This window comes from Bradyrhizobium sp. BR 1433, assembly GCF_051547665.1.
In the GTDB taxonomy this organism is placed as follows: domain Bacteria; phylum Pseudomonadota; class Alphaproteobacteria; order Rhizobiales; family Xanthobacteraceae; genus Bradyrhizobium; species Bradyrhizobium australafricanum.
This window is the reverse complement of sequence record NZ_JBPUGG010000001.1, coordinates 5487926-5501024: the sequence shown is the minus strand read 5'-3', so window position 1 is coordinate 5501024 and position 13099 is coordinate 5487926. Positions and strand designations below refer to the sequence as shown.

Sequence of the window (13099 nt, the reverse complement as noted above, 5' to 3'; positions counted from 1 at the left end):
CTCACAATGCGACGCTTTCCGCGCCTACCTTAAGCTCTGGAACGACTCTAGAACGAATCGCGGCCGAATCGCTGACTCGATTTGGGGCCTGATACGTTCACCGCAACATCTCGGGTAGGCTGATGGCGGCGGCACTAGATCAAGTTTGAGAGGGCTCCACAAGCACAGGATATGCGGACTGAATTCCTTAAGTTCCAGGGGTGGCCGAGTCGAATCAGAAGCGGACAAGAGTCAACTGGATTCCGGTGCCGTTCGTTGCATTCCCGATTGCCGCCAGCCGCCATTCCAGGTGCGCGAAGCGCCTCCGAAGTACCCTCTCCCCTTGTGGGAGAGGGTGGCGCCGCAGGCGCCGGGTGAGGGGTCTGTCTCCGCGGATAGAACCCCTCATCCCTCGTTCTCCCACAAGGGGAGAAGGGAAGAACTCTTACCCTCGCCTCAGGGTGACGGTCTGGCTACTGCGTAGCCCGCATGAGCGAAGCGATATGCGGGACGACTGTCCCCGGATAGCGCTTCGCTTATCCGGGCTACGACAGAGGGTTACTGCGTCTTCGCCACGCGCGGCGGCGCTGCTGTGGTGACGAAGGAGGTCGCTTCCAGCATGGCCTGGCCGAGCGGGGTCGGAATCGTCATGCGGAACGGCACCAGCAGTCGGGTGCCGGCGATCGGCACGAAGGCGATCTCGATGTTGCGCTGGGCGGCGAGATATTTGATCACGGGGCGATCCGGGATGTAGCCCGAGATCGGGACGAAATAGAGCGCGCAGACCAGCGCCGGGCCGTGATAGCCGCGCTCGGCCTTGACGATCTCGACCCGCTTGAAATCGAGCTTGAGGTCGTAGCGCATGCGGCCGTCGAAGATGCCGGCGCCGCTGCGGCAGACATCCGGGCTCATCAATTCGGCATTGCCGGGCGCGCGCAGGAACGAGCCGGTCATCGGATCGAACACATTCTTCTTCTGCGCGTCGGTCACCGGCAGGCGGTCGGGATCGACCGGCGGCTCCGGCTCGATCGCGGATTCCTTGATGCCGCCATTCGCCAGCACCATCCGGATCGTCTCCGACTTCTTCGAGGTGGTGGTGGTCGCGGTGTAGGAGGAGGCGGCCAGCGCGCCGTTGACGACGCGGCCCTGCGAGGCGCCCGCGCCGGAGCCGCCGGAGAACGCCTTCAGAAGGCCCGCGGTGCCGCCCTGGGCCGAGGCCGAGAAGCTGTCGTCGCCGACTTCGATGGTCCAGCTGCCCTTGCCGACCGGGATACCGGCGAGCGTCGCCTCATACTGGGCGTCGAGCCGCCCCTGCGCGCTGGCGCGCTCGGCGCAGAACAGCAGTAATGCGCCCGCGCACAGACCGAGCAGCCGGCCGAGCGGGGGCAAAATGGCAATGGCGGTGGTCACTTAACCTACCTGACGGTCCTGCTATCGGCGCTCTATCCGTTGTCCATCTCGGCGTTCAATTCGGCCGGACAACCCGCGCATCTCTTATGGAACCTAGACTTGCAGCCGAATACGCCCTTTATATGGTTGCCATATCTGCCGTTAAGTGGCTGGAAGACCTTATGAACCGGCATTTCCGGTGCCCCGCATGCGGCGATATAATCTTGACGCTCGGGTATTCTCCCCTATACACCCGCGGTTCCTGGAAAATGGACGCGAATTCAAAACCCCCGCGCGGGCCGTGTGATTGCACGCCCTTCGAGCGGCGGGGATGCAATAAGGATTTTGTAAGATGTCCCGGCGCTGCGAACTGACGGCCAAGGGCCCCCAGACGGGCCACAAGGTGAGCCACTCGAATATCAAGACCAAGCGGCGCTTCCTGCCGAACCTGGCCAACATCACCTTCATCTCCGAAGCGCTCGGCCGCAACGTGCGCCTACGCGTCTCGACCAACGCGCTGAAGAGCGTCGACCACAATGGCGGCCTCGACGCCTACCTGCTCAAGGCCAAGGCCGACGTGCTCTCGCCCCGCGCCCTCGAACTGAAGCGCGCGATCGAGAAGAAGGTCGGCAAGCCGGCGCCGGTGAAGAAGGCGAGCTGAGCGCGGCCGCAAGAGCGGAATTCGCGGAGAGTTTTGAACGGCCGGGTCGGATGACCCGGCCGTTTTTGTTTACACAATCACCATTGGCGACGACCTATAATTTGGGTCGCCCCGATCAAGCTGAACGACGCATTCTCGTCGAGCCGTGCGTGAAACCGACGTTTTCGAATTACCACGTCTAGTGGAGCGCATCGTTCGCACGAGAGGAGGCGACGAACTAGGCACTGTTTCGAGCACCAGTAATTTTCGCGGTAGTCAGGGCTTGGCTCAACGCAATGAACCGAAAAAAAGACAATGCGTCTGCACAAGAGCTTTGGCAGCAAGTCTTCTCTAATCTCGCCAAAGATGAGTTCGCCGCGCTGGTCGATCCGGCTCATCGTGATTCTGACGACGAAGCGCGGATGGCACAGGGCCTAAGGGCATCGGGCTGGACCGACCGAGCGATCGAACAGGTCATAGAAAGAACTCGGAGAGAAATTGCCACCGCACCAAAAACAAGTCCGGGAGTAAATCCTTTTGTCGAGGCTCACTTGGCCAGATTATGCGACCTGATCGAGATGACGATGGATCGCCTCAAGCTAGACTCCCACGCCAAAGTGGCGCGTGGAGTTGAACCCCGAGCTTGGGCCACTGCTGCCAAAATAAACGTTGTAATGACCGATCAAAGCATCATCACTGTTAGTGCATTCTTGTTCAGATTTTGCGGTCTAATTGCACGAGCCTTCCTTCGGACAATTCGGCTCGATCCTTTTGGGTGGGACAGTGCAAGATTCGATCTTGAAAGAGCGCGCAACATTCTAAGCAAGTCGCCCGAGACTTTCATCTACTGGTTCCGGATCTACATGTCCTTTGCGCTGTCGGGGACGCACGTACTCGTCCCCTACAAGCCTTCGACGCCCGGCGAGTTGATTCCGTTCGAACATATCGCTTTGTCGATGGAGCTATTCGTGATCGCTCACGAGTACGGTCACCATCACTGTGCGCACGGGAAAAACATAGAAGCCGATCCACACAAGGAGGAGTTCGAAGCAGATCAGTTTGCACTTCGAATCTGTGGAGCCATGGAATCGCATTACGGCGGGATCGACAATCCCTATCTGCGTTCAGGCGCTGGAGGAGTAATACTCCTTTACGCATTGCAGACGCTTAGAGCAGTCGAAGGAGCACTGGGCCTGTCTCAGACCGGGATTTCAGACACCCATCCAACTCTATTCACTAGGCTAGAAAAATTCGACAGTGTAGCGGTCTTGCGTCCGAGAGACTTTGAGCACTTGAAGAGCTTCCGAACAGCTGCGGAAAACCTCATGAGCACAGTGCAGATGATGCTGCTTGAGTCTTACGATGCACTCCCAACAGAAATTCGCACAAGCATTATAGCCGCCGCCCGCTAGTCGCTGACGCATCGTCACGCGACAGACCCGAATCGGGCGCGGCATCATTTTCTGGATTCTGAGTCTTGCTTTCTGGCAACCGATTTATTTCCGGTGACCATCCACAGGAAGCGTCGGAAAAAGCTTGAATTTCGGCCGTAAATATCACCCCTTTGGGGGGCTAGCGGCGGGTTGGTTCGCCCTCTCAAGGAAACCAACCGCGCCTTGCCCTAGCTGGCGATCTCGGTAGCTCGAAAGAGCGACCCGGGACCCCCTCGCTTCTAGAGGCGAGGGTCTAAACGAAGCCCTCCCGGTACACCCCGGCGAGGGCTTCGTGCTTTGTCAGCGGCACAAACAGTCCCACTGATTTGCCCTTTGTGTAAAGCGCATTGTTGATGACGCGACTGCACTTTTAGTGTTGTCACCGTCTGGTTTCTGACCAGCCCGAATCAGATACCTCCACCGAGCACTAGGAAGTAACACCTAGAACGGACCCCGATACGTCACACGTACGAATAGGTATATGTACCTATTCCTTGGCGCGCCAACTCACGGGTCCAAGCCCCGTCCCGCCTCCTCTGAGAGGGGCGTATCGCGATCGTCACGAACGCGGGTGCGGGCTGCGTGGACGCGAGGGGTGCGTGAGACGAGCGTGGAGCATCGCGGACGGTGGAAGCGTGTCCTGATGCCCTCGCGGCAGGTGTCCCCCGTTAGATGCGAAAGCGTCTTGCGAAGGCGGGTGACAAGCAAGACCAGCCTCGCCGGGGATCCAAGCCACGCGCGTGCGGCTTGACGCGAGTGAATTCTTCTTTGCGTGATTGCGCGTGAAGTAAAATCATCCATCGTGTCGCATGAGGAGAGATGGATTGCTTCGTCGCTGCGCTCCTCGCAATGACGGCGTCCGCGGAGGCTGTAGCAAGTCCGCTGACAGCTGCCGCCAATGACAGCGGTGTCATCGCTTGCCACAGCGCGAATCTATATTGATGCGTTCTAAGCGAGTGAATAAAGGCTTAATGCGCGCGCCTCGACCAACAAAGAAAGCCCATAGATAAAGGCAAAACGGGCTCCTCACGTGCCCGTTAATCACAACATCACTCGCTTCATCACGAGCGCATGAGGCGCATGCAAAACGCCACGATCTCTTCCAGATGTTAGTGTGCAAACAAGCCGTCCGACACGAATGCGATTCGACGCGGTACGCCGCATCGTCTCGAAGACCGTGAGGGACATCACGGCCAGCACAACTGATTGTGAGGCAGGTGCGCCGCACTCTTGGGAGAAGCCTGGCCGTTCCTATGTCACGTCCAAAGAACGACCCCGATAAAGGAATTGCTCGATGCAAGTTCGCGCAGCCGATCCGCGCGGAAGACTGGTGCCTGCGATTGCAACCGCCGCCGTGGCGGTGCTCGCCACGGCCGCCCTCGTCATCCTCGAATTCAACCCGCCCCGCAATGTGCAGGCCGCGGCCGAGCCCGGCATGATCACCTCCGCCGCCGCCAGCAGAGCCGGCGCCACCGTGCTGCCGACCGATCCGGTCACGACCGGCAGCGTGCGCGTGCGCTAAAGTTATTCCCTCGCCCCGCTCTTGCGGGGAGAGGGTTAGGGTGAGGGGCTTCTCTCCACACGTTAGGTCACCGTTAGACCTGTACCCCCTCACCCGGATCGCATTGCGCTACGCTACATGCGATCCGACCTCTCCCGCAAGCGGGGCGAGGTTAAGGAAGCGGCATTCCGCTCCACGGCAGGCCACCGCACATTGGCCGATTTGGCCACCCCGCCGCATTTTCGCATCCCTGCCCCGGCGTCTCGCCACAAGCCCACCTCCCCCGACCTGCGTAAGCTCTCCCTCGCGAACAAAACAAAAAAGCCACAGGGAGGCTCACGATGATCTGGAAGGCCGTCACGGCAGCCGTCGCGCTTGCGCTCGCGACGCAGGTACACGCCGCCGAGAAGAAATATGGCACGGGCGCCAGCGACACCGAGATCAAGCTCGGACAGACCTCGCCATTCTCCGGCGCGGCGTCGGCCTACAGCGTGATCGCGAAGACGCAGGCCGCCTACTTCAAGATGATCAACGACCAGGGCGGCGTGAACGGGCGCAAGATCAACCTGATCACGCTCGACGACGGCTACTCGCCGCCGAAGACGGTGGAGCAGACGCGCAAGCTGGTGGAGCAGGAGGAGGTCGCCGCGATTCTCAATCCGCTGGGCACGCCGACGGGCCTGGCCGTGCGCAAATATCTCAACGACAAGAAGGTGCCGCAACTGTTCGTCGGCGCCGGCGCCACGCTGTGGGGCGACTACGCGCATTATCCGTGGACGATCGGCTTCCAGCCGTCGTACCAGGCCGAGACCGCGGTCTACGCCAAGTATGTGCTGACCAACAAGCCGGACGCGAAGATCGCGCTGTTCTACCAGAACGACGACGCCGGCAAGGATTACGGCAACGGCTTCAAGAAGGGGCTGGGGCCGGAAAACACCGCCAAGATGGTGGTGGCGGAGACGACCTATGAATCGACCGATCCGACGGTCGACAGCCAGATCGTGAAGCTGAAATCCTCGGGCGCCAACGTGCTGTTCATGCACGCGATCCCCAAACAGGCGGCGCAGGCGATCAAGAAGATCGGCGAGATCGGCTGGAAGCCGGACTTGTTCTTCCTCGCGGCGACCTCGACCTCGGTGTCCTCGGTACTGAAGCCGGCCGGCTTCGAATACTCCAGGGACATCATCTCGTCCTACTCGCTGAAGGATCCGAACGATCCGCAATGGAAGGCGGACCCGGACGTGATCGCCTGGCAGGACTTCATGAAGAAGTATTTTCCGGACGGCAATCTGCAGGACCAGCTGATCGTCTACGGCTATGTGGTGGCGGAGGCGACGGTGCAGGTGCTGAAGCAATGCGGCGACGACCTCACCCATGAGAACATCATGAAGCAGGCCGCCAATCTCGACATCGCGCTGCCGATGTTCCTGCCCGGCATCAAGGTGAAGACCTCGCCGACCGACTATTTCCCGGTCGAAGCGATGCGGCTGCAGAAGTTCAACGGCGAGACCTGGCAGCTGTTCGGCGACACGATCGGGAATGATTGAGGGGTTGAACGCAAATCCATCCACGTCGTCGTCCCGGCGAAGGCCGGGACCCATTACCCCGACTGGATGGAGTGGCGCGACGCTGGGGCCGCAGCCCGCTGCAACAACAGGCTGCGGTGGTTATGGGTCCCGGCTCGCGCTTCGCTTGGCCGGGACGACGGGGAGGTTAGACCGCCCTACAAAGGCCGGGACGACCGGAGATTAGACGCCCCGCTCCAGCAACACCCGAAAATCCGCCCGCGCGCGCTGCGCCTCGGCGCGTGCGGCGTCCGAGGCATCGCCAAGACCAAAGTAGCCGTGAATCAGGCCCTCGCCGGAATGATACGCGACCGGCACGCCGGCCGCCTGCAACGCCTCGGCGTAGGCATGGCCCTCGTCGCGCAGCGGGTCGAACCAGGCTGTGGTGACCACCGCCGGTGCCACACCGGCAAGGCTCTTCGCGCGCAGCGGCGAGACGCGCCAGTCCGTGCCCTCAGCCTTGTCGGCGAGATAGTGCCCGCAGAACCACTGCATCGTCGCCCGCGTCAGGAAGTAGCCGTCCGCATTCTCGGCGCGCGACGGAAATTTGGCGTTCTCGGCCGCGTCGGCAAAATTGCCGACCACATCGGTGACGGGATAGACCAGCAATTGCCCGGCGAGCCTGATGCCGGCGTCGCGGCAGGCCAGCGCTGACGTGGCGGCGAGATTGCCGCCGGCGGAATCGCCGGCGACGCCGACGCGGGAAAGATCGCCGCCGAATTCGTCGATGCGCGCGACCACGTCGCGGATCGCGGCGAACGCATCCTCGAACGCGCCGGGAAAGCGGGTTTCCGGCGGGCGGCGGTAATCGACCGAGATCACGACAGCGCCGGTGTCGATCACGAGGTTGCGGGCCTGGCGATCATGCGTCTCGAGATCGCCGGCGACCCAGCCGCCGCCGTGGAAGAAGATCACGGTCGGCGCCGTGCCGCGGCCGTTGCGATAGAGCCGCGCGCCGAGCTTGCCGGCGGCGCCAGCGACCTCGATATCGCGTGCCACGTCGACCGGCGGCGGCGGCACCGCCTTGCGCGCCTCCGCCAGCGCCCGGAGCGAATCGCGACAGCTCTGCGGCGTCATGGTTTCGGGATCGCGCAGCGGCAGCAGCGGGATGATCTTCTCAATGACGGGATCGAGCGGAAGCGGCATGGGAGTCCTTCAGTGCGAGTGCGTGGAGTTCAGGTGAGTTGCTTGGAAAGCGTGCCGGCCTCGATCGCTGCGATCTGCAGCGCGATGAAGCGGCTGTAGATGCGGGCCTGCGAGAACGCGCCGCCGGCGAACCAGAGGCCGGGCTGCGGCGTGCGCGTCCACATGTTGCGCAGCTCCTGGCTCGCATCGTCGAAGCCCCAGACGCGGCCGACGCGCTCGGCGACGTCCTCGCCGAACAGCCTGCCGACCAGATGGTCCGGGCCCTTGTAGCCGGTGGCGAGCACGAACAGCTCGGCGCCGAGCGACGTGCCGTCCTTCAGCGCAAGGCCGGTGGCGGTGATATCAGCGATGTCGGCGGCCTGGATCAGGCGGATCTTGCCGTTGGCGATCAGCTCGGAGCAGCCGACATTGAAGTAATAGCCGCCGCCGCGGGAGCGGAATTTCAGCGGCCAGCCGGTGCCGTCCTCGCCGAACTCGAGCCGGAAGCCGGCGCGCTCCAGCCGCGACAGCAAGGGCGCATCGAGCCGCTTCACCTCGTCGGTGATGATCCTGTGCGCGATCTTCATCACCGGCAGCGGCACGCCGGAATTGAGGATATCGCGCACCTCGATCGGCGGGCCGTCGCCGAGATATGTCTTGTCGTAGAGCTGCGCCGGCTCGACATTGACCACCATGGTCGGGCTGCGCTGCACCATGGTGACGTCGGCGCCGGCGGCGTGCAGCTCCTGGCAGATGTCATGCGCACTGGTGCCGGTGCCGAACACGACGACCGAACGCCCGGCCCATTCGCGCCCGGCCGCGAAGGCGCTGGAGTGCAGCACCTTCCCTTCGAAATTCCCGATGCCGTCGATCCTGGGAATGTTCGGCGTGCCGCTGACGCTGGTCGCAAGCACGACGTGCTTCGGATGCAGCGTACGCGGGCCACAGCTGCGTTGCAGTGTCACCGTCCAGCGTTGCGTCGTATCGTCATAGCGCGCGCCTTCGAACGAGGTCTCGGTCCAGAAGTCGAGCTCCATGATGTCGACATAGCTTTCCAACCAGTTCGCGATCTTGTCCTTCGGGATGTAGTCCGGAAAGCTCGGCGGGAACGGCAGGTAGCGAAACAGATTGACTGGCGTCTTGTTGTGCAGCTTGAGGCCGCGATACCGCAGCCGCCAATTGTCGCCGATACGCCGCTCGCGATCGACGATCAGGGCATCGAGCCCGATCCGCTTGCACTCGACCGCGGCCGCGATGCCGGCATGGCCGCCGCCGACGATCAGCACATCGGGCTCGCGGTCGGCATAGGCGCGCGAGGCCTGCCGCTGCTCCAGCCAGTCGGGTGCGGCGAAATCGCGCGCATGGGATTGCTCGGCGGCGCCATCGGCGCGCGCCTCGCAGATGCGGTTGAAGTCGAGCATCGTGGAGAACGTCCACGCCACGGAATTTCCGCCCCTCTCATGCAGCAGGCGGACCGCACCGGTGCCGGGACCATTCGACGTGTCGAAGGTGAAGACCGCCTCGATCGTCTCGCGTCCGGCCACCACGGCCCGCCGCGGTATCAAGGCACGGTCATCGAGACGAAATCCGCTCGCGCCGACCGCTTCAGCGCGCGTCAGCAGTTCGGCAACGACGCACTGCCGCCCGCTGAAGGTCGCAAATTGCCAGGAGATGCCGAAGATATTGCGCCAGTGGCTCTCCGGCGCAAGCAATGCGGATAGAGCCTCCATGGAGCGGCTCGCGAGCGCCGCATCCAGCGCGCCGATCCATCGCTCGGCGGCAAGTTCAGGCGCATCCTCCGTAGCCGGGTTCAGTTTGTCCAGCATGATCGTGCTTTCTCGGGAGCAGTTGCCGTCGATCTGACAACATGCTCCCGAAAAGCACAACCATCATGCCAAGCCTCATGCAACGTGTTGCGCCAGCTGCGCGGGCTCGGCCTCGCCCTCATCGCCGGCGGGCTCGGCCTGCGGCGCGGGCGCCGCGGCGAGTTCCGCTGCTATTTCCTTGGCCAATGCAGTGGCACCGACATAGTCGGTCTTGCCGGTGCCGAGCAGCGGCACCTTGTCGATGACGCGGATATCGGCCGGCACCGCGAGCTCGGAGGCGCCGACGCTCTTGGCCTGGCGCTGCATCGCGGCGCGGTCGGCGTCCTTCTGCGTAGTGAGCAGCACGATGCGTTCGCCCTTGCGCTGATCGGGCAGCGTGACCGCAACCGACATGGCCTGCGGCCAGATCGCAGCCGCGATCGCCTCCACCGCCGACAGCGAGACCATCTCGCCGGCGATCTTGGCGAAGCGCTTGGCACGACCCTTGATCGCGATGAAGCCCTGCGCGTCGACCGTGACGATGTCGCCGGTGTCGTGCCAGCCCTCGGGCAGCGGCTCGAGCACGCCGGGATTCTCGGCACGGAGATAGCCGAGCATCACGTTCGGGCCCTTCACCGACAGGCGGCCGCCTTCCTCGATGCCGGGGACCGGATCGAGACGGTACTGCATCAGCGGCGAGATCCGGCCGACGGTGCCCTGACGGTTGGCCATCGGCGTGTTCATCGCCAGCACCGGCGCGGTCTCGGTGACGCCGTAGCCCTCGAGGATGCGGATGCCGTAGCGCTCCATGTAGATCTGCCGCGTGCGCTCCTTCACCGCCTCCGCACCGGCGATGACGAGCCGCAGCGTGCGGAAGTCATAGGCATGCGCCGAGCGGGCATAGCCGGTGAGGAAGGTGTCGGTGCCGAACAGGATCGTCGCGCCGGTCTGGTAGATCAGCTCGGGCACGATGCGGTAATGCAGCGGCGACGGATACATGAAGATCGGGATGCCGCCGAGGATCGGCATCATCATGCCGCCGGTCAAACCAAACGAGTGGAACACCGGCAGCACGTTGAACACCTTGTCGTTGGCATTGGCATCGACCCGTGCCAGCGCCTGCGCCGCGTTGGCGAGGATGTTGCGATGGGACAGCACGACGCCCTTCGGTGTGCCTTCCGAGCCCGAGGTAAACAGGATGACCGCGGGATCGTTGGCCTTGCGGGCGACGCGCGGCGCGATGCCGGCGCGGAAGCCCGCGACCTTGTCGGCGAGGCCGATGCCGGCCCTGACATCCTCGAGATAGACGACGCGCGCCTGGCCGGCGAGCGCCGCGATCAGCTTGTCGAGCTTGCCCTTCTCGATGAAGGCCTGCGAGGTCAGCACGGTCTTCACCTGCGCCGCCTTCATCGCCGCCAGCACATTGACTGGACCTGCCGAGAAGTTGAGCATCGCCGGCACGCGGCCGATGGTCTGCAGTGCCATGAACACGACGGCGACGCCGGCCGAGTTCGGCAGCAGCACCCCGACATTCTCGCCGACCGCGGTGCCCTGCTCGAGCTTGCGGCTCAGCACCTGGGCGCCGAGGATCAGCTTGCGATAGGTCAGCTTGGTGCCGAGCGCGTCCTCGATGATCGGCTTGCCGGTATCGCGGTCGCGATAGGCGTGGCCGAGGCCCTCGAACAGCGTGTGGTCGAGCATCGCGTTCTGGACCATGGCGTTGATCATCACGTCCTGCAGCGCGGCGCCGGCGGCATTGCGGCGCGCCTTGCCCTTCAGCGACTGGTCGACCGGCAGCTTCACCGGCGGCAGGATCGAGATCGTCACCTTGGGGAACCAGGAGCGCTTGATCTCGCCATTCTTGAGATAGCTGAGATGCGAACGCTGCGCGCCCTCGATGCGGACCGGGACGACGACCGCATCGGCCTTGTCGGCGATCATCGCGGTGCCGTCATAGACCTTCATCAACGAACCCGAGACCGTGATGCGCCCTTCCGGGAAGATCACCACCGGCTCGCCGGCGGCGACCAGCTTGATCAGGTCGCGCGCGGCCAGCGGCTTGGTCGGGTCCATCGTGTAGTGCTTGATCATCTTCAGGAACGGCTTGGCCCACCACGCCTTGGAGATGCCGGTGTCGACCGCGAAGCTCGCATCGATCGGCAAGGTGGCGTGCAGCAGCGGGCCATCGACCAGGCTGACATGGTTGGGCGCGATCAGCATCCGCGTGCCCGATGGCGGCAGGTTCTCCATGCCACGCACCTCGACACGGAACAGCGCCCGGAACAGCAGCGCGCCGAAGTCGCGCACGCCCTCCTTGCCCCACTTGCTCAGCACGAACCAGACGGTGCCGAAGCTCGCGACGGCGAGGCCGAAGAAAATCCAGGCGATCGGCAGGCCGATATATTGCAGGGCGCCGACGAACACCGCGCCGGCGACCATGAAGCCGGCCTGCAAAATGTTGCCTGCGGCGATGATGCGGGCGCGCTCGGACGGCGCGGTCCAGGCCTGCACGGCAGCGAACGACGGCACCACGAACAGGCCGCCGCCGAAGGCGAACAGGAAGAAGTCGGCCAGCATGCGGAAGCCGCCGAACGAGGTCGCGAACGCGACCGCGGTGACGTCCTTGCCGAGCGAGGTGGTGGCGATCGCCCAGGCGAGGTCGAGGCCGACCACGCCCATCACGATGGCGCCGATCGGCACCAACGCGAGGTTCGGGCGGACATGGCTCAGCTGCGCGGCGAACAGCGAGCCGGCGGCGATGCCGATCGCGAACACGGCGAGGCACAGCGTGACCACGCCCTCGGTGCCGCCGACGCCTTCCTTGATCAGTGCGGGCAGCAGCGACAACACGATCGCGCCGACCATCCAGAACCAGGACACGATCACCATGCCGTCCCACAGCCGCGGCTCGGCATAGAGCGACTTCAACAGGCGCACGGTCGAGGTCCAGGGATTTTTGGTGATCGGCAGATCCGGTGCGGACGGCTGCGTCACCGGGATGCGCGAGGCAAATGCCCAGGACAGCACCGACAGGCCGACCACGGCGGCACAGATCCAGCCCATGTGGCTGGCGCCGGCGACGAACATGCCGCCCGCGATGGTGCCGATCAGGATCGCCATGAAGGTTGCGCCCTCGACCAGCGCGTTGCCGGTCGCGAGTTCGGACACCAACAGCTGGTCGGGCAGAACGGCATATTTCACCGGGCCGAACAGCGCGGCGACGATGCCGAACAGCGCCAGCGCGATGAACAGCAGCGGGATCGAATGGGTGAAGAAGCCGGCGGCGGCAAACGCCGCGGCGAAGATCTCGAAGAACTTCAGCCGGCGGGCGACGACGGATTTGATGTAGCGGTCGGCGAGCTCGCCACCGAGCGCCGAGAGCACGAAGAACGGCGCGATGAACACCGCCCCCGCGAGCTGGACCAGCGCCGGCCCCTGCTCGTTGGCGACGCCATACAGCAGCATGATGACGAGCGCGTTCTTCAGCACGTTGTCGTTCAACGCCGAGCAAAACTGCGACCAGAACAGCGGCGCGAAGCGTCGGGACGTCATCAATTCCTTGATCATGACCGGTTCCTTGGGTTAGCGCGCACGGCGCTGGCAGGCCTGCGAATTCGGGTGGCAGAGAATGGTGAGCGTGGAGAAAATGACGGGGATGCTGC

8 protein-coding genes are annotated in these 13099 nt (G+C 63.7%); 4 read left to right on the top strand and 4 right to left on the bottom strand.

Going from position 1 to position 13099, the window contains the following annotated elements:
* Positions 1-537: 537 nt before the first annotated feature.
* Positions 538-1368 (bottom strand): DUF3108 domain-containing protein, encoded by an 831-nt coding sequence (locus tag ACSKB9_RS26470; RefSeq protein ID WP_438080406.1) that lies wholly within the window; start codon positions 1366-1368, stop codon positions 538-540.
* A 352-nt stretch (positions 1369-1720) separates the two neighbouring features.
* On the opposite strand from ACSKB9_RS26470, the gene rpmB reads away from it, so the two are divergent.
* The 4 genes from rpmB to ACSKB9_RS26450 all read left to right on the top strand — a co-directional run bounded on the left by rpmB (position 1721) and on the right by ACSKB9_RS26450 (position 6489).
* The gene (rpmB, locus tag ACSKB9_RS26465; protein WP_016843498.1) at positions 1721-2029 is read left to right on the top strand and encodes a 50S ribosomal protein L28; all 309 of its coding nucleotides are present in this window, start codon (positions 1721-1723) and stop codon (positions 2027-2029) included.
* A 275-nt stretch (positions 2030-2304) separates the two neighbouring features.
* Positions 2305-3420, top strand: a complete 1116-nt coding sequence (locus ACSKB9_RS26460; RefSeq protein WP_438076766.1) for a hypothetical protein — start codon at positions 2305-2307, stop codon at positions 3418-3420.
* A 1315-nt stretch (positions 3421-4735) separates the two neighbouring features.
* Complete coding sequence (locus ACSKB9_RS26455; protein ID WP_028336196.1) at positions 4736-4963, top strand: hypothetical protein; 228 nt, start codon at positions 4736-4738, stop codon at positions 4961-4963.
* 320 nt (positions 4964-5283) lie between these two features.
* A complete protein-coding gene (locus ACSKB9_RS26450) occupies positions 5284-6489 on the top strand; it encodes an ABC transporter substrate-binding protein (RefSeq protein ID WP_438076764.1) in 1206 nt (401 codons plus the stop codon).
* A gap of 201 nt (positions 6490-6690) precedes the next feature.
* On the opposite strand, the gene ACSKB9_RS26445 is transcribed toward ACSKB9_RS26450, so the two are convergent.
* From ACSKB9_RS26445 to ACSKB9_RS26435, 3 genes are all read right to left on the bottom strand, one after another.
* Positions 6691-7653, bottom strand: coding sequence for an alpha/beta hydrolase (locus ACSKB9_RS26445; protein ID WP_438076762.1), 963 nt, complete (start codon positions 7651-7653; stop codon positions 6691-6693).
* A gap of 29 nt (positions 7654-7682) precedes the next feature.
* Positions 7683-9458, bottom strand: a complete 1776-nt coding sequence (locus tag ACSKB9_RS26440) for an NAD(P)-binding domain-containing protein (protein WP_438076760.1) — start codon at positions 9456-9458, stop codon at positions 7683-7685.
* 75 nt (positions 9459-9533) lie between these two features.
* Positions 9534-13004 (bottom strand): acyl-[ACP]--phospholipid O-acyltransferase, encoded by a 3471-nt coding sequence (locus ACSKB9_RS26435; RefSeq protein WP_438076758.1) that lies wholly within the window; start codon positions 13002-13004, stop codon positions 9534-9536.
* Between the last annotated feature and the right edge of the window lie 95 nt (positions 13005-13099).